22 protein-coding genes and 1 tRNA gene are annotated in these 22,454 nt (G+C 69.4%); 9 read left to right on the forward strand and 14 right to left on the reverse strand.

Going from position 1 to position 22,454, the window contains the following annotated elements; genetic code table 11:
- Nucleotides 1-10: 10 nt before the first annotated feature.
- The 4 genes from ACE37J_RS15735 to ACE37J_RS15750 all read left to right on the forward strand — a co-directional run bounded on the left by ACE37J_RS15735 (nt 11) and on the right by ACE37J_RS15750 (nt 2,752).
- Nucleotides 11-205, forward strand: a complete 195-nt coding sequence (locus ACE37J_RS15735) for a hypothetical protein (RefSeq protein WP_409712610.1) — start codon at nt 11-13, stop codon at nt 203-205.
- A 71-nt stretch (nt 206-276) separates the two neighbouring features.
- Complete coding sequence (locus ACE37J_RS15740; RefSeq protein ID WP_409712612.1) at nt 277-1,065, forward strand: DUF1194 domain-containing protein; 789 nt, start codon at nt 277-279, stop codon at nt 1,063-1,065.
- A gap of 15 nt (nt 1,066-1,080) precedes the next feature.
- Nucleotides 1,081-1,773: a nitroreductase family protein gene (locus tag ACE37J_RS15745; RefSeq protein WP_409712614.1), complete on the forward strand. Its 693-nt coding sequence runs from the start codon at nt 1,081-1,083 to the stop codon at nt 1,771-1,773.
- A gap of 55 nt (nt 1,774-1,828) precedes the next feature.
- A complete protein-coding gene (locus ACE37J_RS15750) occupies nt 1,829-2,752 on the forward strand; it encodes a DMT family transporter (protein WP_409712616.1) in 924 nt (307 codons plus the stop codon).
- 34 nt (nt 2,753-2,786) lie between these two features.
- Here the strand turns inward: ACE37J_RS15750 and ACE37J_RS15755 are convergent, their stop codons facing one another.
- The 5 genes from ACE37J_RS15755 to yajC all read right to left on the reverse strand — a co-directional run bounded on the left by ACE37J_RS15755 (nt 2,787) and on the right by yajC (nt 6,884).
- Nucleotides 2,787-3,398, reverse strand: coding sequence for a superoxide dismutase (locus ACE37J_RS15755; protein WP_409712618.1), 612 nt, complete (start codon nt 3,396-3,398; stop codon nt 2,787-2,789).
- A 109-nt stretch (nt 3,399-3,507) separates the two neighbouring features.
- Entirely contained in the window at nt 3,508-3,876 is a 369-nt protein-coding gene (locus ACE37J_RS15760) for an Mth938-like domain-containing protein (protein ID WP_409712620.1), read from the reverse strand.
- A 1-nt stretch (nt 3,877) separates the two neighbouring features.
- Complete coding sequence (gene secF, locus ACE37J_RS15765; protein ID WP_409712622.1) at nt 3,878-4,834, reverse strand: protein translocase subunit SecF; 957 nt, start codon at nt 4,832-4,834, stop codon at nt 3,878-3,880.
- A gap of 10 nt (nt 4,835-4,844) precedes the next feature.
- Nucleotides 4,845-6,524 carry a protein translocase subunit SecD gene (secD, locus tag ACE37J_RS15770; protein ID WP_409712624.1) on the reverse strand — a complete coding sequence of 560 codons (1,680 nt, stop codon included), beginning with the start codon at nt 6,522-6,524 and terminating at the stop codon, nt 4,845-4,847.
- Between the two features lie 30 nt (nt 6,525-6,554).
- Nucleotides 6,555-6,884 carry a preprotein translocase subunit YajC gene (yajC, locus tag ACE37J_RS15775; RefSeq protein ID WP_409712626.1) on the reverse strand — a complete coding sequence of 110 codons (330 nt, stop codon included), beginning with the start codon at nt 6,882-6,884 and terminating at the stop codon, nt 6,555-6,557.
- Nucleotides 6,885-7,013: 129 nt separating this feature from the next.
- Here yajC and ACE37J_RS15780 point away from each other — a divergent pair, with 129 nt between their 5' ends.
- Genes ACE37J_RS15780 through ACE37J_RS15795 form a run of 4 tightly spaced genes read left to right on the forward strand, consistent with a single transcriptional unit; the run spans nt 7,014 to nt 10,659 of the window.
- Complete coding sequence (locus ACE37J_RS15780; protein WP_409712628.1) at nt 7,014-8,372, forward strand: DUF1800 family protein; 1,359 nt, start codon at nt 7,014-7,016, stop codon at nt 8,370-8,372.
- A gap of 10 nt (nt 8,373-8,382) precedes the next feature.
- Nucleotides 8,383-9,519 carry a DUF1501 domain-containing protein gene (locus ACE37J_RS15785; RefSeq protein WP_409712630.1) on the forward strand — a complete coding sequence of 379 codons (1,137 nt, stop codon included), beginning with the start codon at nt 8,383-8,385 and terminating at the stop codon, nt 9,517-9,519.
- Between the two features lie 31 nt (nt 9,520-9,550).
- Nucleotides 9,551-10,255 carry a GNAT family N-acetyltransferase gene (locus ACE37J_RS15790; protein WP_409712632.1) on the forward strand — a complete coding sequence of 235 codons (705 nt, stop codon included), beginning with the start codon at nt 9,551-9,553 and terminating at the stop codon, nt 10,253-10,255.
- Nucleotides 10,255-10,659, forward strand: a complete 405-nt coding sequence (locus tag ACE37J_RS15795) for a very short patch repair endonuclease (protein ID WP_409712634.1) — start codon at nt 10,255-10,257, stop codon at nt 10,657-10,659. Before ACE37J_RS15790 ends, ACE37J_RS15795 begins: the two co-directional genes overlap by 1 nt.
- Here ACE37J_RS15795 and ACE37J_RS15800 read toward each other — a convergent pair.
- From ACE37J_RS15800 to uvrA, 8 genes are all read right to left on the reverse strand, one after another.
- A complete protein-coding gene (locus ACE37J_RS15800) occupies nt 10,647-11,204 on the reverse strand; it encodes a DUF924 family protein (protein WP_409712636.1) in 558 nt (185 codons plus the stop codon). The genes ACE37J_RS15795 and ACE37J_RS15800 overlap by 13 nt on opposite strands.
- 220 nt (nt 11,205-11,424) lie before the next feature.
- Nucleotides 11,425-12,705 (reverse strand): MFS transporter, encoded by a 1,281-nt coding sequence (locus ACE37J_RS15805; protein WP_409712638.1) that lies wholly within the window; start codon nt 12,703-12,705, stop codon nt 11,425-11,427.
- A 49-nt stretch (nt 12,706-12,754) separates the two neighbouring features.
- Nucleotides 12,755-13,810: a tRNA preQ1(34) S-adenosylmethionine ribosyltransferase-isomerase QueA gene (queA, locus tag ACE37J_RS15810; protein ID WP_409712640.1), complete on the reverse strand. Its 1,056-nt coding sequence runs from the start codon at nt 13,808-13,810 to the stop codon at nt 12,755-12,757.
- 69 nt (nt 13,811-13,879) lie between these two features.
- Nucleotides 13,880-14,446, reverse strand: coding sequence for a peptidylprolyl isomerase (locus ACE37J_RS15815; protein ID WP_409712642.1), 567 nt, complete (start codon nt 14,444-14,446; stop codon nt 13,880-13,882).
- A gap of 51 nt (nt 14,447-14,497) precedes the next feature.
- On the reverse strand, nt 14,498-14,992 hold the full coding sequence (gene coaD, locus ACE37J_RS15820) for a pantetheine-phosphate adenylyltransferase (RefSeq protein WP_409712644.1): 495 nt from the start codon (nt 14,990-14,992) through the stop codon (nt 14,498-14,500).
- A gap of 55 nt (nt 14,993-15,047) precedes the next feature.
- Nucleotides 15,048-17,555 carry a cation:proton antiporter gene (locus ACE37J_RS15825; RefSeq protein WP_409712646.1) on the reverse strand — a complete coding sequence of 836 codons (2,508 nt, stop codon included), beginning with the start codon at nt 17,553-17,555 and terminating at the stop codon, nt 15,048-15,050.
- A 47-nt stretch (nt 17,556-17,602) separates the two neighbouring features.
- Nucleotides 17,603-18,037 (reverse strand): CBS domain-containing protein, encoded by a 435-nt coding sequence (locus ACE37J_RS15830; protein ID WP_409712648.1) that lies wholly within the window; start codon nt 18,035-18,037, stop codon nt 17,603-17,605.
- Between the two features lie 63 nt (nt 18,038-18,100).
- Complete coding sequence (gene uvrA / locus ACE37J_RS15835; RefSeq protein ID WP_409712650.1) at nt 18,101-20,965, reverse strand: excinuclease ABC subunit UvrA; 2,865 nt, start codon at nt 20,963-20,965, stop codon at nt 18,101-18,103.
- Between the two features lie 170 nt (nt 20,966-21,135).
- On the opposite strand from uvrA, the gene ACE37J_RS15840 reads away from it, so the two are divergent.
- A complete protein-coding gene (locus tag ACE37J_RS15840) occupies nt 21,136-21,699 on the forward strand; it encodes an inner membrane-spanning protein YciB (protein ID WP_409712652.1) in 564 nt (187 codons plus the stop codon).
- 525 nt (nt 21,700-22,224) lie between these two features.
- On the opposite strand, the gene ACE37J_RS15845 is transcribed toward ACE37J_RS15840, so the two are convergent.
- Nucleotides 22,225-22,312: transfer RNA gene (locus ACE37J_RS15845), tRNA-Ser, on the reverse strand.
- Nucleotides 22,313-22,454 lie beyond the last annotated feature (142 nt).

Consider the following 22,454-nt stretch of genomic DNA (forward strand, 5'->3'; position numbering starts at 1 on the left):
GCGCCCTCCGATGACGTCTGACGGTCGCTTGCTGGACCCGGAAGGGCCTGCAAAGCTGGCCGCGAGGCGGCTTTTTCGTGCTGATCCGGCCAAACATGCCGACGAGATCATCGCGATCATGAAGCCCTATTGCGTCCGTTTCGACGTTGAGGCCGTCAGAGGATCGCTCACCTCCCAAGCGGCGCGGGTCGACACGGACAACTGACGAGGCCGTTGGCGATCCATCTCACGCGCCTTTTTCTCGACAGCCTCCCGCCTCTGGCGCATCATCATGTCATGCGCATGACGCTCGCCGCCCTCCTTCTCCTCGCCGCGCCCGCCGCCGCGCAGGACATCGAGGTTGACGTGGAGCTCTTCCTCGCGGTCGACGTCTCCCGCTCCATGACGCCGAGGGAGCTGGAGATCCAGCGGCGCGGATACGCGGAGGCGCTGGTCTCCGACGAGGTGCTCTCCGCCATCGGCAAGGGCTTCCTCGGCCGCATCGCGCTCACATATGTCGAATGGGCGGGGCCGAATTCGCAGCGCGTCGTCGTCCCCTGGACGATGATCGAGCACCCGGAGGACGCCATCGCCGTCGCCGCCTCCATCACCGCGAATTTCGAGGAGGCGATGCGGCGCACGTCGATCTCCGGCGTTCTCGACTATGCGGCGGCGGATTTCGCCGGCAACGGATTCGAGAGCTGGCGCCAGGTGATCGACGTCTCGGGCGACGGGCCGAACAACCAGGGCCGCCCTGTGCACCATGCGCGGGACGACGCCATCGCCGCCGGCTTCGTCATCAACGGCCTGCCTCTGATGACGGAGGAGGGGCTGGGCCTCCGCTGGAATCTCGACGATCTCGACAGGTATTACGAGGCCTGCGTGATCGGCGGGCCGGGCGCCTTCGTCGTCCCCGTCCGCACATGGGAGGAATTCCCGGCGGCCGTGCGGATGAAGATCGTGCAGGAGCTGGCCGGCCCGCCGCTCATCCACCGCGCGCAGTTCACGCAGGCGGCGCCGGCCTATGACTGCATGATCGGCGAAAAGATCTGGGAGCGGTTCCGGGATGTCTGGGGCGGCCCCTGAACCTGTGAGACCCCGATGTTCGCGAAAGACCACCTGAAATACGAGGCGATTCCCCTGCCCCCGCGCCCCGAGCGGAGCGAGGAGGAGACGGTCGCCGCCGCCGAAGCCTTCCGCGCGGAGATGGAAAGCCGCTGGACGATCCGGGACTTTTCCCCCCGCCCCGTGCCCCGCGCGGCGATCGAGGCGGCGGTGATGACCGCGGGCTCCGCCCCTTCCGGCGCCAATCACCAGCCCTGGTTCTTCTGCGCCGTGGGCGACGCGGCCACGAAGCGCGCCATCCGCGAGGCGGCGGAGGAGGAGGAGCGCGCCTTCTACGCCGGCGGCGGCGGGGACGAATGGATCAAGGCGCTGGAGCCGCTCGGCACCGGGCCGGAAAAGCCGCATCTCGAAATCGCGCCCTGGCTCATCGTGGTCTTCGCCCAGCGCTGGGGCGAATTCGCGGACGGGACCCGCTACAAGAACTATTACGTTCCCGAAAGCGTCGGCATCGCGACCGGCTTCCTGATCGCAGCCTTGCACAAGGCCGGGCTCGCCATGCTGACGCACACGCCGAACCCGATGCGCTTCCTCAACAGCGCGCTCGGCCGCCCCGCCTCGGAAAAGCCGGTGATGATCCTCGCCGTCGGCCATCCGGCGGAGGGGGCGACGGCGCCTGCGGTCGCGCGCATGAAGAAGCCGATGGAGGAGATCCTTTCGGTGAGGGAATAGCGGCCCTGCGAAAGCCGGGGTTTTGCGGGCCGCGGCGCTTCGCTATGGCTGCCCCATGAACCCCGTCCGCGGCATCGGCTTCAAGCTTCTCTCCGTCTGCGTCTTCATGGCGATGTCGGCGATCATCAAGGCGACGGCGGCGGAGGCGCCGCCGGGGGAGCAGATGTTCTTCCGCTCGCTCTTCGCGATCCCGCCCGTCCTCCTCTGGCTCTGGGCGACGGGGGAATTCCCCCGCGCGCTCCGCACGGCGAACCCCGCAGGGCATCTCTGGCGCGGCTTCGTGGGCTCGGCGGCGATGGGCTTCTCCTTCCTCGCGCTCGGGCTCATCCCGCTGCCGGAGGCGGTGGCCATCGGCTTCGCCGCGCCGATCCTCGCGACGATCTTCGCCGCCATGTTCCTCGGGGAGACGATCCGCCTCTACCGGCTCTTCGCCGTGGCGCTCGGCCTCGCGGGCGTGACGCTGGTGATATGGCCGCGGCTTACGGAGGTGAACGCGGGCGAGGTCACGACGCTGGAGACGGTGGGCGCCTTCGCCGCGCTCCTCGCCGCCGTCTTCGCCGCGCTGGCGCAGGTCTTCGTCCGGAAGCTCGTGTCGACGGAGACGACGGGCGCCATCGTGATCTACTTCTCGATCACCTCGACCGTGCTCTCCCTCCTCTCCGCGCCCTTCGGCTGGGTGCTGCCGGGCGGGGAGACGACGGCGCTTCTCATTCTCGCGGGCCTTCTCGGCGGGCTCGGCCAGGTGCTGCTGACCCTCTCCTACCGCCATGCGGAAACCTCGGTGATCGCGCCCTTCGACTATGCGCAGATCATACTCGCCATGCTGATCGGCTGGTTCATCTTCTCCGAGGCGCCGACAATCTTCATGCTCGCCGGCGCGGCGCTGACGGTGCTGGGCGGCGGGATCATCATCTGGCGGGAGCGCCAGCTCGGCATCGAACGCGCGCGGGCGCGGAAGGTGATGACGCCGCAGGGGTGAGGGCGGGGCCCCGAAGGGCCCCTGCCCCGGATCGTCAGCCGCCGGCCTTCGCCAGCCGCTCCGCCACATTCTCCCAGTTCACGAGGTTCTCGAGGAAGTTGGAGAGATAGGCCGGCCGCTTGTTGCGGAAGTCGATATAGTAGGAATGCTCCCACACGTCGCAGCCGAGGAGCGCGGTCTGCCCGAAGCAGAGCGGGTTAACGCCGTTCTCCGTCTTCGTCACCTTCAGCGCGTCGCCGTCCTTCACCAGCCAGCACCAGCCGGAGCCGAACTGCCCGGCGCCCGCGGCGGAGAAATCCGCCTTGAACTGGTCGACGGAGCCGAACGCGTCCACGATCCGCTTTTCGAGCGCGGAGGGCATGGCGCGGCCCTTCGGCCCCATCATCGTCCAGAACTCGTTGTGGTTCCACATCTGCGAGGCGTTGTTGAAGAGGCCGGACTGCGCGACGGCGCCGGCCTGATACGTCCCCGTCACAATGTCCTCGAGGCTCTTGCCCTCGTGGCCGGAGCCGGCGAGCAGCTTCGCGCCGTTATCGGCATAGGCCTTGTGGTGAAGGTCGTGGTGATATTCCAGCGTCTCCTTCGACATGCCGCCGGCGGCGAGCGCGTCGTGGGCGTAGGGCAGGTCGGGAAGGTCGAAAGCCATGGTTGTCCCTCTCTTCTGTCGGGGTTTCGTCCGGGGGCGATATAGCGCGGTTCGCGCGCCGTCGCACCCCCTCCGTTAATCAACGGGGAACGCGACGAAGCGTTCCGGGTCAGACGGCGATGAGCGCCGCCGCCACGCGCCGCCCTTCGGAAAGCAGCACGTTGTAGGTGCGGCAAGCCGAGCCGGTGGACATGATCTCCGCCCCGATCCCCGCAGATTCGAGCGCCCGCCGCGCCGCGCGGTCCAGCGGCGCGATCTCCGCGCCCATGCCGATCAGCAACACGTCGATGGCGGCGGCCTCCGCGATGACGGCGGCGAAATCCGTCTCCGCCGGAGCGCCGGAGACCGGCCAGCGCGCAGCCCCGGAGGGAGTCAGGAGCAGCCCGCCCTCGTGGAACGCGCCCGAGAGCCGGAAGCCGCCGCCGCCATAGGCGTCGATGGGCGGCGGGCCGGAAAAGTCGATCTCGGTTACGCGCATGTCAGGGGGTGTCGGGCGCGCCGAACTGGACGCCCGCCGGGCCGCCGTCCTCGGGCTTTGACCAATCGCGCTTCACGCCCAGCAGCATGACGATCATCGCGGCGATGAAGATCGAGGAATAGGTGCCGATCACGATCCCCCAGATCATCCCGAAGGTGAAGCCGCGGATCACCTCCCCGCCGAGCGTGTAGAGCGCGATAAGGGCGATGAGCGTGGTGATCGAGGTCATCATCGTCCGGCTCAACGTCTCGTTCACGGAGAGATTGAGCAGCTCCAGCATCGGCATCGCCTTGTAGCGGCGCAGATTCTCCCGCACCCGGTCATAGACGACCACGGTGTCGTTCAGCGAATAGCCGACAATGGTCAGGAGCGCGGCGACGATCGAAAGGTTGAATTCAAGCTGGATGAGCGAGAAGAGCCCGATCGTCAGCAGCACGTCATGCGCCAGCGAGGCGACGGCGCCGACCGCGAACTGCCATTCGAAGCGCAGCCAGACATAGACCATCACCGCGACGAGGCTGAGCAGAACCGCGAGGATGCCCGCCTGGATCAGCTCGCCCGAAACCTTCGGCCCGACGAACTCGACGCGCCGGAGCTCGATCTCCCCGAGCTCCGCCTTCAGCGCGCGGAGCACCTGCTCGTCCGGCGTCGGCTGCCCCTCGACCACGGCGTCGGCGGCGATCTGGATCAGCACCTCCTCCGGCTCGCCGAATTCCTGCACCGTCGCATCGCCAAGGCCCAGTCCGCCGACGATGCCCCGGATCTGCGCCAGGTCGGCCGGCCCCTCCGTCCGGATCTCGATCAGCGCGCCGCCACGGAAGTCGACGCCGAAATTCAGGCCCTGCGACAGGAACACCGCCAGGGCGGCGACCATCGCCACGAGGCTCGCCACGATGAATTTCCGGCCATGGCCGATGAAGTTGAGGTGCGTGTCTTCGGGAACGAGCTTCAGCCGCATGGCGTCCTCCTCATACCGTCAGCGTCTTCGGCCGGCGGCGGTGATACCATGTGGCCACGATCAGCCGCGTCACCATCACCGCGGTGAAGACCGAGGTGAGAATGCCGATGGCGAGCGTGACCGCGAAGCCGCGGACCGGGCCGGAGCCCATCGCGAAAAGGATCGTCGCCGCGATGAAGGTCGTGATGTTGGCGTCGATGATGGCCCCGAAGGCGCGCTCGTAGCCTGTCTCGATGGCCCGCGCCACGGCCTTCCCGCCCTTCAACTCCTCCCGTATTCGCTCGAAGATCAGCACGTTCGCATCCACCGCCATGCCGATGGTGAGGACGATGCCGGCGATGCCCGGCAGCGTCAGCGTCGCGCCGATCAGCGAGAGCACGCCCATGATGAGCCCGACATTCACGATCAGCGCGATGTTGGCGAAGACGCCGAACATGCCGTAGCTCGCGACCATGAACATCAGCACGGCGGCGAAGGCGACCATGGTCGCGATCCGCCCGGCCTCGATGCTGTCCGCCCCGAGCCCGGGGCCGACCGTCCGCTCCTCCTCGAAGGAGATCGAGGCGGGGAGCGCGCCGGCGCGGAGAAGAATGGCGAGCTGCTGCGCGCTCTCGACCGTGAAGGAGCCGGAAATCTGCCCCGAGCCGCCGAGGATCGGCTCGCGGATCACCGGCGCGGTGATCACCAAGTCATCGAGCACGACGGCGAAGGGGCGGCCCACATTCTCGCTCGTCGCGCGGCCGAACTTGCGGGCGCCCGAAGTGTCGAAGCGGAAGTTGACCACCGGCTCGCCCGTCTGCCCGTCGAAACCGGGCTGCGCATCCTGCAACTCGTCGCCGGTGACGAGCGCGCGGCGCTCCACGATGTAGCCGGCCGTCGGATTGTCCGCATCGGCGAAGACCGCCGTTCCCGGCGCGGGGGTGCGCGTCAGGTCGCCCGTCTGCCCCTCGACGAGGTGGAAGGTGAGCTTCGCCGTCTTTCCGATCAGCTCCTTGATCTCCAGCGTGGAGGAGACGCCGGGAACCTGCACGAGGATGCGCCGCTCGCCCTGCCGCTGGATCGAGGGTTCGCGCGTGCCCGCCTCGTCCACCCGGCGGCGGATGATTTCGAGGCTCTGCGCCATCGTCCGGTCCGTCGTCGCCTTCACGGCGCCCTCGGAGAGGGTGACGACGAGGCTCTGGTCCGGCCCCTCGGAGACGACGAGATCGGGCGCCGTGATCCCGAGCGTGAAGTCGGAGACCGGCTGCGCCAGCCCCTGCAACGCCTCCCGCGCCGCGGGGATGTCGCCGGCGTCCGTGATGCGGACCGATACCCGGTCCTCCGTGGCGACGAGGCGGGTGTAGCGCCTGACGCCCGCATCGCGGAGCGCGTCCCGCGCCTCGGCGCGCACCGCCTCCATCCGCTCCGCGATCACGTCCTCGATCCGGACCTCGACCAGCAGATGCGCCCCGCCCCGAAGGTCGAGCCCGAGATTGATCACGTTTGCCGGCAAAAAGCTTGGCCACGCGTTCGCCCGTTCCGCCAATTCCGCGGAGGGGCTGAGCCCGGCCTCCGTCAGCTTGTCGATCTCGCCTCGGGCCAGCGCCGCGTCGTCCGCCCTGTCATAGGCGAGGTTCGGCGCGGCCAGCGCAAGGCCGAGAAGGCAAAGGCCGATGACCAGCGCCTTCTTCCAGAGAGAAAAATAGAGCAAACCCGGCTCCCCGTTGCGTGGCGCGCCGGATCAGGCCTCCGCCGGCTCGCCCTTCGAGATGACGCTCGCCACCGCGGAGCGCAAGAGGCGGACGCGGACATTGGCGGCGATCTCGATCTCGATCTCCTCCTCGTTGTCCTTCACCTTCGTGACCTTGCCGAACAAGCCGGACTGGGTGAGCACCTGGTCGCCGCGCCGGAGCGCGCTGACCATGGCCTTGTGCTCCTTCGCCTTTTTCTGCTGCGGGCGAATGAGGAAGAAATAGAAGATCACGAAGATCAGGATCAGCGGAATGAAGGAGGCGAACATGTCGCCTCCGCCGCCGCCGGCGGCCTGTGCATAGGCAGGTGTTGCGAACACGCGATGACTCCGTTTCGATGTCGGCGCGGACTATAGTCAGGGGCGGGGTCGATGCAAGGCGGCGCGGGCGCGACGGAACCGCCGCATCCGCGCGTGAGAGCCGGACGGCGGCATGAACGGGAGAGACGGGTGAAGCCATCAAGGGAGACGATCGCCGCGATCCGCTTCGGCTACGGGCTCCGCCCGGGCGAGGCGCCGCCGGCCGACGCAGACGCCCTCATGGCGCAGCTCGCCGCCGGGCCGGCCTTCGTTCCCCCTTTCGTCACGGAGGAGGACCTCCTGGAGCCCTTCCGCGCCTTCGAGGCCATGCGGACCGACAAGGGCGAGGTCGCCGGGCGGCAGGATGCGCTGCGCACGTTCAGGAGACAGATCCGGCAGGGCTTCGCGAGAGCGCAGCGCGACAGGGCCATCGCGCCGATCTTCTCGCCGCACGGCTTCTTCGAGCGCCTCGCGTGGTTCTGGTCTGCCCATTTCGCCGTCGCCGGCAAGAACCTGCCGGCCAGCGCCCTTGCGCCGCGGATGGAGGCGGAGGCGATCCGGCCGCATCTGGCCGGCCCGTTTCACCTGCTCCTCCGCGCGGCGGCGACGCATCCGGCGATGGTCGTCTATCTCGACCAGACGAATTCGATCGGCCCGAACTCGCCCGCCGCCCGGGGGCGCGGCGGGCTGAACGAGAATCTCGCGCGGGAGATCATAGAACTCCATACGCTCGGCGTCGGCGCCGGCTACACCCAGCAGGACGTGCGGCAATTCGCCGAACTCCTGACCGGCCTCACCTATGACGCCGCGACAGGCCGGCCGGATTTCATCCCCCGCCGCGCCGAGCCCGGGCAGGAGCTGATTCTCGGCCGGCTCTATGGCGGGGCGGGGCCGCATATCCGCGACGTTCACGCCGCGCTCGACGATCTCGCCGCGCATCCGGCGACGGTGAAGCGCCTCTGCGCCAAGCTCGCGGCGCATTTCGTCGCCGACGATCCGCCCGAAAGCCTCGTCACGGAGATGGAGGCGGCCTGGCGGCGCAGCGACGGAAACCTTTCAGAGGTTTACGCCGCGATGCTCGACCATGACGAGAGCTGGTCGCGCTTCGGCGAGAAAGTGAAGCAACCTTTCGATTTCGTGGCCTCTTCCTGGCGCGCGGTCGGCGCGACGGCGGAGGAGATCGAGGCGCTGCACATGGGCTCGCGGCCGCGGGCCTTCCTCGCCAACCCCTTCGCCCGGCTCAACCACGAGCCCTACAACCCCCCCGGCCCGCAGGGCTGGCCGGAGGCGGCGGAGGCCTGGATCACGCCGCAGGGCCTTTCGGCGCGGATCGAATGGGTCTCCTATCTGGCGCGGGAGGTCGCGCCGCGGCGCGACCCGCGGGCGCTTCTGGCCGAGGCGCTGCCCGGCGTCGCCGGGGAGGCGACGACCTTCGCCGCGACCAATGCGGCCGAGCGTTGGGAGGGGATCGCCCTCGCCCTCGTCTCCCCCGAGTTCAACCGGCGATAGGGGTCTCGCGATGGACAGACGCGCCTTCCTCCGCTCCGGCTTCGCCCTTGGCTGCGCCGCCGCGGCCGCGCCCGCGCTCACCCCGCTCCGGCTCCTCGCCGCGCCGGGGGAGAACCGGCTGGTCGTCATCGTCCTCCGCGGCGCGATGGACGGGCTCGGCGTATTCCCTCCCGCGGCGGACCGGGAATACGCCGCGCTCCGCCCGGGGCTCGCGGCGCAGGTATCGAGGGACCTTGTCGCGCTCGACGGCCGGTTCGGCATGGACGGCCGGCTCGCCGCGCTGGAGCCGCTCTGGCGCGCGGAGCAACTCGCGGTGGCCCACGCCGTCTCCACCCCCTACCGCGACAAGCGGAGCCATTTCGACGGGCAGGACCTCCTGGAGAACGGCGGGGAGGAGGTCGGCGTCCTGAAGGACGGATGGCTCAACCGCGTCGCCGCGCTCCTTCCCGGCGCGACGGCGGCGGAGGCGCTCTCCGTCGGGCGGGACGCGATGCTGCTCACCTCCGGCGCCGCGCCCTTCGGCTCCTGGGCGCCGGGCCAGCAGCTCATCCTGCGGAATGACGAGCGCGGCCTCCTGACCCGCATCTACGCGCAGGACCCGCTCTTCGCGGAAGCCGTGGCGATGGCCGAGGCGCTCTCCGCCGATGCGGGAGAGCGGCGGGAGAGCGCGGCCGCCTACGCCGCGCGCCGCCTCGCGGGCGAGGCGCGCATCGCCGCCTTCTCCATCGGCGGGTGGGACACGCACGCCAACCAGCACGGCGCGCTCGGCCATCCGCTCGCGGCGCTGAGCGAGGCGATCCTCTCCCTCCGTTCCGGGCTCGGCGCCGCCTGGTCCCGCACGCTGGTCGTCGCGATGACGGAGTTCGGCCGCACGGCGCGGGAGAACGGGAACCGCGGAACGGACCACGGGACGGGCGGCGCCGCGCTTCTCGCCGGCGGCGCGCTCCGCGGCGGGCGCATCTACGGCTCGTTCCCCGGGATCGCGGAGCGCCAGCTCTATGGCGGGCGCGATCTCGAACCGACGGAGGATGTCCGCCGCCACGCCGCCTGGGCGATCTCGGCCCAGTTCGGCCTGCCGCGCGCGGCGCTCGAATCCGCGATCTTCCCCGGCCTCGACATGGGGGCGGCGCCCGGCTGGCTCGCTTGACGGCGCGCGCGGCGCGGCGCAGCGTCGCGCCATGTCCCAGGATCGCCCGCTCGGCCCGCCCGTCCCCGGCTTCACGCCGCCCCCGCTCCCGCTCCGCGAGCCGATTGAGGGCCGCTGGTGCCGCCTCGAACCCTTCGAGCCCGCGCGCCACGGCCCCGCGCTCTTCGAAGCCTACCGGGGGGCGGACGCGGTGTGGGATTACATGTTCTCCGGACCGTTCCCCGACCTCGCCGCCTTCATGGCCTGGGCGGAGCCCGCCGCTGCGGGGCGGGACCCGCTCTTCTTCACGGTGATCGACCGGGAGGACGGCGCGCCCAAGGGCCTCGCCTCCTACATGCGCATCGCGCCGGATCATGGCGTCATCGAGATCGGCAACATCGCCTGGGCCCCCGCGCTCCAGCGCACGCGGGCGGGGACGGAGGCGATGCTCCTCTTCATGGCCCACGCCTTCGCGCTCGGCTACCGGCGCTACGAGTGGAAATGCAATGCGCTCAACGCGCCCTCCCGCCGGCTCGCGATGCGGCTCGGCCTCTCCTATGAGGGCGTGTTCCGCGCCCACATGGTCGTGAAGGGCCGGAACCGGGACACCGCCTGGTATGCGGCGACGGAGGCGGACTGGCCGGCGCTGAAGGCGGCGCACGAGGCCTGGCTCGACCCCGCGAATTTCGACGAGGCGGGCCGCCAGCGGCGCAGCCTCTCCGACCTCACGCGCCCGGTCCTCGTCGCGACGGGGTGATGGACCGCAGCGCCGTCATGCGCCGCGTGAAGGCGCGGGACACGGGGCCGGAGCGCCGCGTTCGGCGGATGCTGAGGGAGATCGGGGCGCCCGGCTACCGGCTCGACTGGAAGGCCGCGCCGGGGCGGCCCGACATCGCCTATCCGGGGAGGCGCCTCGCCATCTTCGTCCACGGCTGCTTCTGGCACGGGCATGATTGCCCCCGCGGCGCGCGGGAGCCAAAGACGAACGGCGACTACTGGCGCGCCAAGATCGGCCGCAACCGGGCGCGGGACGCGGCGGCGCTCGAAGCGCTCGCCGCGAGGGGGTGGCGCGCCCTCGTCCTCTGGGAATGCGCGCTCCGCGACGAAACGGCGGCGCGCGACCGGCTCCGCGCCTTCCTCGAAGGGGCTCAGGCCGCGTAGCCCTCCGCCTCGAGATAGCTCCGCTCCCCGCTCGTCGAGGCGCGGCCGAGCGCGGCGTTGCGATAGGGAAACCGGCCGAAGCGGCGGATCACGTCCCGATGCTCGCGCGCATGGGGCAGCACCTCCGCGCTCGTCTTCGGCATCCGCGTCAGGATGAGGCGCACGCATCGGTCCTGGTCCGCCATCGATTCCGAATGCATGAGCGGAAGGTAGAAGAACTGCCGCTGCGGCTCCGCCGCGTGGAGGTCATGGCCGAGGCCGATCGCCCGCTTCGCCCGCGCCAGCGCCATCGGGTCCGTGCTGAAGGCTTCGGGCCGCCCGCGGAACATGTTGCGCGGGAACTGGTCCAGCACGACCAGCAGCGCGAGGGCCGAATCCGGCCGCAATATCCACTCGTCCAGCGCGCCGGCCCGCGCCGCCTCCCATGTCGCGCCGAAGCGGTCGCTCACCGCCGCGTCCGTCGCCTCGTTCGCCGCATACCAGCCTCCCGGGCCGATTTCCTCCAGCCAGAAGGCGAGAACCGACTCAGCCGTCTCCACAGACATGCCGACCTCCGTCAACGCGCCGCCTCGCGACGCTCCGCTCGATTGGTTTCAACGAAGGGCGTGAGGGCTTTCCGGCGCTGGGCGCCGCAGCCGCAGTCTCTGGACATCCGCTTCCGCGATCTCCGCGCATCGTTCGCCCCGGTTCGGCCCCGCCGCGCGGCGGGGCCCGCGGGCTCTTGCCCGCATTTACACAACATAGCCGTCATTTACGAAAAAAGCGTCAAGGTTTTGACGGCGCCGTGTCGGAAACCGGGCCGGGTCCCGTCCCCGGATTCGCCTGCGCCACCTCCTGCGCGATCTCCATCGCCACCGGCCCGACAGAGGGCGTGATCGCGGTGAATTTCCCCGTCTCCGCCGGCCCCAGCGCCGCGCGCCGCGTCATGCGGAAGAGCCCGTAGAGGCTGATCGCCGCCATGCAGGCGAGGATGTAGAAGAACCAGGCCCAGGACCCGAGGCTCTGCATCGCCTGCCCGACCATGACCGGCCCGCCGATGGAGCCGACCCCGCCCATGAACATGAGCCCGGCGGCGGCGGAGGGCATGTCCTTCTGGTCGAGGAAGTCGTTGGTATGCGCGATCATCAGCGCATAGAGCGGGTTGACGCAGCCGCCGATGGCGAAGGCGACGATATAGAGCGCGAGCGGGCTGGCGCTGAAGGCGATGCCGGCGCCCGAGGCGATGGCGCACAGCCCCGCGACGATGATGATGAGCTTCCGCCGGTCCATCCGGTCGGAAATCCAGCCGACCGGCCATTGCAGCAGCAGGCCGCCAATGTAGATCGCCGCGACGAAGGCGGAAATCTCGCCGACGGAGAGCCCCCGCTCCGTCCCGTAGACCGCCGCCATGCCGAACATCACCGAGTAGACCGCGCCGACGAGGATCGAGCCGACGAAGCCGAGCGGCGAGGCGCGGAAGAGCCGCCCGAGCGTCATCCGCGCCGTCTGCTGCACGATGGGCGCCGGGCTCGCCGTCAGCAGGATCGGCATGAATGAGATGGAGACGAGGACGGAGATGAGGACGAAGAGCCCGTATCCCGCCGGGTCCCCGAAGTTCAGCATCGCCTGCGCCGAGACGATGCCGAGCATCTGCACGACCATATAGAGCGAAAGCGCCTTGCCCCGCGTCTGGTTGTCCGACGCGTCGTTCAGCCAGCTCTCCGCCACGATGTAGACGGCGGAGAAGGAGAAGCCGACGATGAGCCGCAGCACGCCCCAGGCGATGATATCGGGCACCGCCGCATAGAGGACGAAGGCGGCGGAGATGAGCGAACCCATCGCCGCGAAGGTCCGCACATGGCCGACCTTGCGGATCAGCACGGGCGCGAGCCGCGAGCCGCCGAGAAAGCCGATGAAATAGGCCGAGATCACATAGGAGAGCAGCGCCGGGTCGAACCCCTCGATGGCGCCGCGGATGCCGAGGAGCGAGCCCTGGAGGCCGTTCCCGATCATCAGCAGGAACATGCCGAGCAGGAGCGCCCAGGAGTTGTTGAGAACGGCGATCATGCGGCGACTCCCGGTTCGTCGGCGAGCATAACGGAATATCCGGGCGGGATTAACCCTGCCCTTCGCCGCGCGCGCGCCAGAGCAGCGAGGAATCGCCGTAGGAATAGAACCGCATCCGCTCCGCCACCGCACGGGCGTAGAGCGCCAGCATCCGCTCCCGCCCCATGAAGGCGGAGACGAGCATGAGGAGCGTGGAGCGCGGCAGGTGGAAGTTCGTCACCAGTCCGTCCGCCGCGCGAAAGCGGAAGCCCGGCGTGATGAAGATGTCCGTCTCCCCGATGAAGGGCGCGACGCCCCCCTCCCCCGCCGCCGATTCGAGGAGCCGCAGCGCCGTCGTTCCCGCGGCGACGACGCGCCCGCCGGCGGCGCGCGTCTCGTTCACCGCCGCGGCCGTTTCCGGGGGCAGCTCGCCCCATTCGGCGTGCATCCGGTGGCCGGAAACCTCCTCCGCCTTCACCGGCAGGAAGGTCCCGGCGCCGACATGGAGCGTCAGCCGCGCCGTCCGCACGCCGCGCGCGTCGAGCGCCGCCATCACCTCCGGCTCGAAATGCAGCGAGGCCGTCGGCGCGGCGACGGCGCCGGGCGCGGCGGCGAACATCGTCTGGTAATCCGCCCTGTCCGCCTCGTCCGCAGCGCGGCGGGCGGCGATGTAGGGCGGGAGCGGCGGCGCGCCGACGCGGGCGATCTCCGCGTCGAGCGCGGGGCCGGCTTCGGCGAATTCGATCTCGACCAGCCCCTCCTCCCCCTTCCCCGCCAGCGTCGCGCCGAGCCCGCCGAAGTCGAGCGCGTCGCCCGGCTTCAGCCGCTTGCCCGGCCGCGCCAGCGCCGACCAGCGGGAGGGGGAGAGCCGCTTCAGCAGCGTCGCCTCGACCGCGACATTCGAGTCCCCCCGCCGCCGCACCCCGGAGAGCCGGGCGGGGATCACCTTCGTGTCGTTGAAGACGAGGAGGTCGCCCGGCCTCAGATGAAGCGGCAGGTCGGAAAAGACGCCGATCTCCTCCCGCTCCGCATCCGCAACAAGCAGCCGCGCCGCCCGCCGGGGCCGCGCGGGGCGGAGGGCGATCAGATCCTCCGGCAGGTCGAAGTCGAAATCGTCAACGCGCATCGCGCGGCTCCCCGCCGAAACGAAAACGGGCGCGCCCGAAGAGCGCGCCCGCGAGATTGCCGCGCCGCGTCAGCCGCCGACGGTGACCTTGATCATCCGGTCGGGCTCGCCGTCGATCGCGCCGTTGCCGGAGCGGGAGCCCTTCTTGATGTTGTCCACGTGGCCCATGCCCTCGATCACCCGGCCGAAGACGGTGTACTGGCCGTTCAGGAAGGAGCCTTCCTCGAACATGATGAAGAACTGGGAATTGCCCGAATTCGGGTTCTGGGACCGCGCCATGCCGACCGTGCCGCGCTCGAACGGGAGCTTGGAGAACTCGGCCGGAAGGTCCGGATAGCTGGAGCCGCCGGTGCCCGCGCGGGCCATATTCGCGCCCTTGCCGTGCTCCACGTCGCCGGTCTGGGCCATGAAGCCCTCGATCACGCGGTGAAAGGCGACGCCGTCATAGGCGCCCTCGCGCGCGAGCGTCTTGATCCGCTCCACATGCTTCGGCGCGACCTCGGGGAGAAGCTCGATCTTCACCTCGCCCGTCTTCAGTTCGATGATGAGGGTGTTTTCCGGCTCCACGGCGAGCGCCTCCGTTGCTGAGAGGGACAGGATCGCGGCGAAGAGGACCGAGAGAAACCGTAACGGCATCCTGAAACTCCATGATTGACCCGGCTGACCTATGCGCGCCGCACGATGCGGTCAACCGCCGTATTTGCCCTTCAGGGCTTCGTTCACGCGCGGCGTGACAAAACGCGAAACATCGCCGCCGAGCCGCGCGATCTCCTTCACGAGGCGGGAGGCGATGGCCTGGTGCTCGGCCTCGGCCATCAGGAACACCGTCTCGATCTCGTCGTTCAGCGCGCGGTTCATGCCGACCATCTGGTATTCGTATTCGAAATCCGCGACGGCCCGCAGCCCGCGAATGATGATCGTCGCGCCGACCTGCTGCGCGCGGTGCATCAGCAGGTCCTCGAACGGCTCCACGTCCACCCTGTCGGCATCCTCGCCGCAGATCGCGCCGATATCGGCTCGGAGAAGGTCGACGCGCTCCTCCAGCGTGAAGAGCGGCCCCTTGTCCCGGTTGATGGCGACGCCGATGACGAGCCTGTCCACCAGCCGGAGCGCGCGGCGGATGATGTCGCCATGGCCGCGGGTCACCGGGTCGAACGTTCCCGGGTAGAATCCGATCCGCATCACTGGCCCTCCCGCCGCGGCGTTTCCGGCAGGCAACATTGTTGCGCGCGCCCGGTCAAGGGGCCGTCTCTTCGCCGGAGAGGTCGAGCTTCATGCCCCGTTTCGCCGCCGCCGCCTCCACCGCCTCGCGGAACGCGGCGCTGCGGCGGAGCAGCCGGCGGAAGCGCGCCTCGTCAAGCACGCGGAGCGTGGTGTGGGTGATGGCGCGCGCCTCCGAACGGCGCGCGCGGCGGGAGAGGATCGCGATCTGCCCGAACATCTCGCCCCGCCCGAGCCGGTGGACCTGCCCCGCCGTCTCGATCTCCACCGCGCCCGAGGCGATGAAGAACACGCTCCGCGCCGGCGAATCCCGCCGCATCAGGATCTCCCCCGGCTGGACGAAGCGCGTCTTCAGCGCGCGGTTGAGATTGCGGAGCGCATCCCCCTCCAGCTCGCTGAAGAACGGGAACTGCCGCAACAGCGCCTCCTGCCGGATCGCCACGTCGAGCGGCGGCCGCGCGTCGAGCCGCGCGCGCACGCTCTCCACTTCGCGCACGAGCGAGCCGTGCAGCTCCGCGCCGATCAGCCCGTCTTCCCGCAGCGCCTCGTATTCCCGCTCCTCGAGCCTCAGCGCAGTCCTTCGGATGAAGCGCCGCTCCAGCTCTTCGGCATATCCGGGGAACTGGAGCCGCAGCCCGTCGAGCGCCCGCTCCACCTCCTCGGTCCGGCTTTCGGCCAGCTCCCGCAGGATGTCGGCGACCCTGCGCCCGTGAATCCGCCGGATGCGCTGGTCGATGAACCGGTCGAGATCGCGAAGGATAAGCCGCTGGATCAGCAGCGTCTCGAACCGGTCCGCCAGCGCGATGGCGATGGGGTAGGAAAGGCGGAGGCGGTTGCGGAGGAACACGGTCAGACGGAAGATCGGCCCGTATTCGAGGCTCCGCCGCGCCGCGCGCCGGTAGCCGAAGCGCCCGGCGGCCCGCGCCTGCTCGATCAGGCGGTCCGCATCCGTCAGGATGCGGTCTGCGAGGCGCGAAGAGATCGCCCGCTCGCGGAACCGTTCGAGGATCAGCTCCCGCTCGGCGCCGGCCATCGCGATCAGCCCGAGCGTGACCCGGTCCCGGTCGAGAATCTCCGCGCCGTCCTCCGCCGCGCGCACCGACTCCTCCAGCCGCTCGCCGAAGGCCTTGGCCTCCGAGCGCACGATCTCCCGCGAAAGGCCGTATTCCTCGGTCGTTTTCGCCATGTCCTCCCGCACTTCCTGCAGCGCGACGGCGACGACCTGGTTGGCCAGCGCCGTGTCGAGCGGGGAGAGCCGGTCGAGCCCCAGACGGGCGATCACCCAGCGGAGGCTCCCGCCCTGCACGATCAGCGTGAAGAGCGTGAAGCCGGTGGCGAGCACGCCCGTGAGCCGCCGCACCTCCGGCGGCGCGGCGAGGTTCTCCGTCACCGCGAGCGCGAGCGCCAGCGTCACCGCGCCCCGCAGCCCGCCCCAGAGGATCGCGGACCGATAGGGAAGGCTCACCGGCGGCGAAAGGCGCGCGACCGTGAGGAGCGGGAGGAGCCCGAACAGCACCGCCGCCCGCGCCGCGACGGCGGCGATCACGACGACGAAGGTGAGCCCGACATCGGCCCATGTAAGCCCGCCGAGAAGTCGCGGAATGAGGATCGCCGCGAGGAGGAAGATCAGCGCCCCGGCCCAGTGCGCCAGCAGGTCCCATGTCTCCCGCAGCATCGTCCAGGCCGCCGGCGGCAGTCGTCCCGGCCCCAGCAGGTTCAGCGTCAGCCCGGCCGCGACCACGGCGATCACGCCGGAGGCGCCCGCCACCTGCTCCGCCGCGAGATAGGAAAGATACGGGAGCGCCACCGAGATCGAGACCTGCGCGAGCGGCCGCCCCGCCATCGGCCGCATCAGCCAGAGCGCCGCGAGGGCCAGCGCCCAGCCGATGGCGGCGCCGCCGAGGAAGAGCGCCGGCAGCCGGCCGAGCGCGGAGAGGAGCGAAGGGTCCGGCAGCCCGGCGATCACGAAGGAGATGAAAAGCCCGAAAAGCGCGATCGCCGCCGCGTCGTTCAGCAGGCTCTCCCCCTCGATGATGCGGGAGAGGCGGCGCGGCGCCGCGATGGATCGGAAGATGCCGACGACGGCGGAGGGGTCCGTCGTCGAGACGATGGCCCCGATCAGCAGGCAGGCCGCGAGCGGCAGCGCCGTCGCCCAGGAGAGCGCATAGCCGACGAACACCGTCGCCACCACCACCGCCACCACGGCGAGCAGCATGATCGGCGCCCAGTCGTCCAGCATCCGGCGCAGGTTCACGCCGAGCGTGACCTGGAATATCAGCGTCGGCAGAAAGAGATAGAGGAAGACGTTGGAGCGGATCGGCAGGCCGAGAATGGCCTCCGCCACCGGGTTCAGCGCATCCGTCAGCGGCGTGGCGAGGAACCAGGCGGCGCCGGCGCCGATGGCGGAGCCGAAGAGCGCGAGGATCACGGTGTAGGGCAGCCGCAGCCGCTCCGCGAGCGGCTCGGCCAGTCCGATCAGCAGGAAGAGAGCCGCCAGAACGGCGGTGACATGAACGATCAGCATGCCCCGACATTAGGGCGCCGATCGTGGCGCGGGAATGGCGCCTCGCGTCAGTTCCCCTTGATCATCTCCTCCATGGCGCGGTTCTCCATCACGATCTCCGCCATCCGCGCCTTCACCACGTCGCCGATGGAGATGACGCCGACGAGCCGCCCCTCCTCCATCACCGGCATGTGGCGGAAACGGCCCGCCGTCATCTTCTCCATGACCGAATGCGCGGTGTCTGTCGGCTCGCAGGCGATGACCGTCTTGGTCATCGCCGATGCGACCGGAGACATGAGGCAGGCGCCGCCCTCCGCAGCGATCCGGCGCACGATGTCCCGCTCGGAGAGGATGCCGGCCACGCCGTCGCGCCCGTCCGCGACGATGAGGGCGCCGATCTTCTTCTGCGCGAGAATGGCGGCGGCGGCGGAGAGCGTCTCCTGCGCGGAGATGGTCTCGACGGTCTGTATCGGCTTTTCGCCGATGATCTTTCTTACGTTCATAGCGTTCCTCCCGGAAGTTGCCGGACGGAAAGCGTAACACGCCTGCCGCGAATCACGGAACGCTTATTCAGCCGCCACCCTGCCCCGCTTCAGGAGCGGCCGGAGATACCGCCCCGTATGGCTCCGCTCCACGGAGGCGACCTCCTCGGGCGTGCCCGTGGCGACGATCTCGCCCCCGCCGTCCCCGCCCTCGGGGCCGATGTCCACGATCCAGTCCGCCGTCTTGATAACATCGAGATTGTGCTCGATGACGACGACCGTGTTGCCCGCGTCCACCAGTTCGTGCAGCACTTCGAGGAGCTTCCGCACATCCTCGAAATGCAGGCCGGTCGTCGGCTCGTCGAGGATGTAGAGCGTCCGCCCCGTCGCCCGCCGCGCCAGCTCCTTCGAGAGCTTCACACGCTGCGCCTCGCCGCCCGAAAGCGTCGTCGCCTGCTGGCCGATCTTCACATAGCCGAGGCCGACGCGCTGCAGCGTCTCCATCTTCTCCCGGATCATCGGGATGGCGGCGAAGAACTCCACCCCGTCCTCCACAGTCATGTCAAGGACTTCCGCGATGGACTTCCCCTTGTACTTCACCTCCAGCGTCTCTCGGTTGTAGCGCGCGCCCTTGCAGGTCTCGCAGGTGACGTAAACGTCGGGCAGGAAGTGCATCTCGATCTTGATGACCCCGTCGCCCTGGCAGGCCTCGCAGCGCCCGCCCTTCACGTTGAAGGAGAAGCGGCCGGGCTTGTAGCCGCGGGCCTTCGCCTCCGGCAGGCCGGCGAACCAGTCCCGGATCGGGGTGAAGGCGCCGGTATAGGTCGCCGGGTTGGAGCGCGGCGTGCGCCCGATGGGCGACTGGTCGATGTCGATCACCTTGTCGAGATGCTCGAACCCCTTGATCGAACGCGAGGGCGCGGGGTTGGCCCGCGCGCCGTTCAGCCGCTGCGCCGCCGTCTTGAACAGCGTCTCGATGGTGAGCGTCGACTTCCCCCCGCCCGAAACGCCGGTGACGCAGGTGAGCGTGCCGAGCGGGAACTCCACCGTCACGTCGCGAAGGTTGTTGCCCGTCGCCCCCTCGATCCTGAGCCGCTTGCCGGAGCCCTTCCGCCGCTCCCCCGGCACCGGAATGACGCGCCGCCCGGCGAGGTAATCCCCCGTCACCGAGCCCTCCGCCGCCATGATCTCCGCCGGCGTGCCCGCGGCGATGACCCGCCCGCCATGCACGCCCGCGCCCGGCCCGATGTCGAGCACGTAATCCGCCTCGCGGATCGCCTCCTCGTCATGCTCCACGACGATCACCGTATTCCCCTGGTCCCGCAGGTTCTTCAGCGTCGTCAGCAGCCGGTCATTGTCCCGCTGGTGGAGGCCGATGGAGGGTTCGTCGAGCACGTAGAGCACGCCCGTGAGGCCGGAGCCGATCTGGCTCGCGAGCCGGATGCGCTGGCTCTCGCCGCCCGAAAGCGTGCCGGAGGCGCGGGCGAGCGTCAGGTAGTCGAGCCCGACATTGACGAGAAAGCCGAGCCGCTCCCGGATCTCCTTCAGGATCGCGCCGGCGATGGCCTGCCGTTGGGGGGAAAGCGTGGGGAACACCGTCTCCGCCCATCCCGCCGCCTCGCGGATCGACATCTGCGTGACCTGCCCGATATGCAGCCCCGCGATCTTCACCGCCAGCGCCTGCGGCTTCAGCCGGAAGCCGCCGCAGGCGCCGCAGGGCCGGTTGTTCTGATAGGCCTCGAACACCTCGCGCATCATGTTCGACTCGGTCTCGCGATAACGCCGTTCGAGATTGGGCAGCACCCCCTCGAACGGTCGCTCGACCTCATAGACCCGCCCGCCATCGTCATAACGGAACCGGATCTTCCGGTCCCCCGAGCCGCGCAGCAGAACCTCCCGCGCCTCCTCCGTCAGGTCGGACCAGCGCGCGGAGACCTTGAACCCGTATTCCCGCCCGATGGCCTCCAGCGTCTGCCGGTACCAGGGCGAATTGGTCTTGGACCAGGGCGCGATGGCCCCCTTGTCGAGCCGCAGCGCCTCGTCCGGCACCACCAGCGCCTCGTCGAAGAAGAGCTCCGCCCCGAGCCCGTCGCAGGAAGGGCAGGCGCCGAACGGCGCGTTGAAGGAAAAGAGCCGCGGCTCGATCTCCGCGATGGTGAAGCCGGAGACGGGGCAGGCGAACTTCTCGGAAAAGACGGTGACAACCGGCTCCCCCTCCCCCTCCGCCGGCGCCGTCTCCACCACGGCGATCCCGTCCGCGAGGGCGAGCGCGGTGGAGAAACTGTCCGCCAGGCGCTGCTCCATCCCCTCCCGCACCACGATCCGGTCCACCACCACGTCGATGTTGTGGCGGAACTTCTTGTCGAGAACGGGCGGCTCCTCGAGGTCATGGAATTCGCCGTTGACCTTCACGCGCTGAAACCCGGCCTTCCGCCATTCGAGGAATTCCTTGCGATATTCCCCCTTCCGGTCGCGGATCACCGGCGCGAGGAGATAGGCGCGCGTCCCCTCCTCCATCGCCATCACCCGGTCCACCATCTCGGAAACCTGCTGCGCCTCGATGGGGAGGCCCGTGGCCGGCGAATGCGGCACGCCCACGCGGGCGAAGAGCAGCCGGAGATAATCGTAGATCTCCGTCACCGTGCCGACCGTGGAGCGCGGATTCCGGCTCGTCGTCTTCTGCTCGATGGAGATGGCCGGGGAGAGGCCCTCGATATGGTCCACATCCGGCTTCTGCATCATCTGCAGGAACTGCCGCGCATAGGCGGAGAGCGACTCGACATAGCGCCGCTGCCCTTCCGCATAGATCGTGTCGAAGGCGAGGGAGGACTTGCCGGAGCCCGAAAGCCCCGTGATCACCGAAAGCTGGTTGCGCGGGAGATCGACGTCGATCCCCTTGAGGTTATGTTCGCGCGCCCCGCGGATCGAAAGGAACTTCTGTTCGGCCATGGAACGCCTCTAGCACGGGAGCGGAACGGTCGGGAGCCTCATCGGACAATCGGATGACATAGGCTGTCAGGAGGGGGAGGCAAAGGGGGAGTGGCCCGGCGAGGGGCTTCCCGTGCCGGACCCCGAAACCCATATCGGGCCAATCGTGAATCCGAAACCTCCGGACGAGCATGGACAAGCGACTGGTCATGGAGCTGATGCCGGGGCCGGCCTTTCTGATCGGCAACGCAATCGGCGGCATCTTCGTCGGGGCCGGCTTCGCGACCGCCGCGACCGCAATGGCCGTTTTCCTGCGGTGGAGATGGGACAGGACCCTGCCCCTCATGGCCATCTCCATCCTGCTGCTGACGGTCGTTCTGCTGGGCGCCGGCCTCGTTCTGGACGACACGACCTTCGTCAAGATCAGCAACACCCTTGGCTCCCTCGCCTTCGCTCTCATCGTCGCTTTCGGGATGATGCTGAGGCCGAGCCTCCTGCGCCGCACGCTCGGCCATTCCATACGCATGAACGCGCGCGGCTGGCGCGTTCTCCATATCGGCTGGATATCCCTCTCCGTCGCGCGCGCCGCGGCGAACGAGGCGGTGTGGCGAACCATGTCCGATGACGCCTGGGCGCTCTACAACGGCGTCTCCGACATCGCGTGGATCGCCCTCTTCTTCGTCGTCACGTCCGTCCTGGCGCGCCGCTACTGGAAGGAGCCTCCTCCACCGCGGGAAGCCGCCGCCGGAGACTGAAGGTTCCGCGCGCCGCCGTCGCGGGGCGGCGGGCCGCCCGCAGCCTGCCGGGACAGACGTATCCATGCCCCCGCCGATGCGCGCCGCTCACGCAGTTTTCAGACTTTCGTCGTAGAACACCGGAATTGACCCGGAGCGTGACCCTACCAGACCAAGGTTAACCCGCCGTTTCCGCCCGAACCCGCAATACGCTTGTAATACGCTTGTAATATGCTTGTAATACGGAAAATTACATGGCTAATTTCGCTAATATCCCTTCATTTGCAATGGCTTGCACGATTTTTTCCAACTTTTTCCGCGAGTCCGGAAATCGCGCAACACTGTGGATAACCGGAACTCTCCCCATCTTTTCAATGCGTTGAGGCCCGCGCAACACCCCCGGAGCAACGCCCGCCCGGCCCCTCGCGAAGCCGCCGACGGCGACTGCGCATCTCCCGCAGCCGTCGCGCCGACCGGGAGCGCCCGCTGGCCGCCGAGGCCTCCGGGCGCGGCGTTTCCGTCGGCATGGCGACACGTGGGCCTCTGTGGCGGAAGGGGTGGGATTCGAACCCACGGATGCTCGCGCATCGGCGGTTTTCAAGACCGCTGCAATCGACCACTCTGCCACCCTTCCAGTGCGGGCGGGCCGGCCCTGAGCCGCCGGCCGCCCCGCCGGCGGGCTTTATCGCCTCCCGCCCCGCCGGTCCAGCCGGGACGGTTCCCTTGCGGCGGCGGCTGGGGTATCGTTCGGACCGAACGCCGCGTCAGTCGGCGGC

Origin of the sequence: Pikeienuella sp., assembly GCF_046290545.1 — a bacterium.
Taxonomy (GTDB): Bacteria; Pseudomonadota; Alphaproteobacteria; order Rhodobacterales; family Rhodobacteraceae; genus Pikeienuella.

Excerpts from the sequence above, each read along its gene's own strand:
- ACE37J_RS15735 (WP_409712610.1), top strand. The coding sequence starts at position 11 with ATGACGTCTGACGGTCGCTTGCTGGACCCGGAAGGGCCTGCAAAGCTG.
- ACE37J_RS15740 (WP_409712612.1), top strand. The coding sequence starts at position 277 with ATGCGCATGACGCTCGCCGCCCTCCTTCTCCTCGCCGCGCCCGCCGCC.
- ACE37J_RS15745 (WP_409712614.1), top strand. The coding sequence starts at position 1,081 with ATGTTCGCGAAAGACCACCTGAAATACGAGGCGATTCCCCTGCCCCCG.
- ACE37J_RS15750 (WP_409712616.1), top strand. The coding sequence starts at position 1,829 with ATGAACCCCGTCCGCGGCATCGGCTTCAAGCTTCTCTCCGTCTGCGTC.
- ACE37J_RS15755 (WP_409712618.1), bottom strand. The coding sequence starts at position 3,398 with ATGGCTTTCGACCTTCCCGACCTGCCCTACGCCCACGACGCGCTCGCC.
- ACE37J_RS15760 (WP_409712620.1), bottom strand. The coding sequence starts at position 3,876 with ATGCGCGTAACCGAGATCGACTTTTCCGGCCCGCCGCCCATCGACGCC.
- secF (WP_409712622.1), bottom strand. The coding sequence starts at position 4,834 with ATGCGGCTGAAGCTCGTTCCCGAAGACACGCACCTCAACTTCATCGGC.
- ACE37J_RS15785 (WP_409712630.1), top strand. The coding sequence starts at position 8,383 with ATGGACAGACGCGCCTTCCTCCGCTCCGGCTTCGCCCTTGGCTGCGCC.
- ACE37J_RS15790 (WP_409712632.1), top strand. The coding sequence starts at position 9,551 with ATGTCCCAGGATCGCCCGCTCGGCCCGCCCGTCCCCGGCTTCACGCCG.
- ACE37J_RS15795 (WP_409712634.1), top strand. The coding sequence starts at position 10,255 with ATGGACCGCAGCGCCGTCATGCGCCGCGTGAAGGCGCGGGACACGGGG.
- ACE37J_RS15800 (WP_409712636.1), bottom strand. The coding sequence starts at position 11,204 with ATGTCTGTGGAGACGGCTGAGTCGGTTCTCGCCTTCTGGCTGGAGGAA.
- ACE37J_RS15805 (WP_409712638.1), bottom strand. The coding sequence starts at position 12,705 with ATGATCGCCGTTCTCAACAACTCCTGGGCGCTCCTGCTCGGCATGTTC.
- queA (WP_409712640.1), bottom strand. The coding sequence starts at position 13,810 with ATGCGCGTTGACGATTTCGACTTCGACCTGCCGGAGGATCTGATCGCC.
- ACE37J_RS15815 (WP_409712642.1), bottom strand. The coding sequence starts at position 14,446 with ATGCCGTTACGGTTTCTCTCGGTCCTCTTCGCCGCGATCCTGTCCCTC.
- coaD (WP_409712644.1), bottom strand. The coding sequence starts at position 14,992 with ATGCGGATCGGATTCTACCCGGGAACGTTCGACCCGGTGACCCGCGGC.
- ACE37J_RS15825 (WP_409712646.1), bottom strand. The coding sequence starts at position 17,555 with ATGCTGATCGTTCATGTCACCGCCGTTCTGGCGGCTCTCTTCCTGCTG.
- ACE37J_RS15830 (WP_409712648.1), bottom strand. The coding sequence starts at position 18,037 with ATGAACGTAAGAAAGATCATCGGCGAAAAGCCGATACAGACCGTCGAG.
- uvrA (WP_409712650.1), bottom strand. The coding sequence starts at position 20,965 with ATGGCCGAACAGAAGTTCCTTTCGATCCGCGGGGCGCGCGAACATAAC.
- ACE37J_RS15840 (WP_409712652.1), top strand. The coding sequence starts at position 21,136 with ATGGACAAGCGACTGGTCATGGAGCTGATGCCGGGGCCGGCCTTTCTG.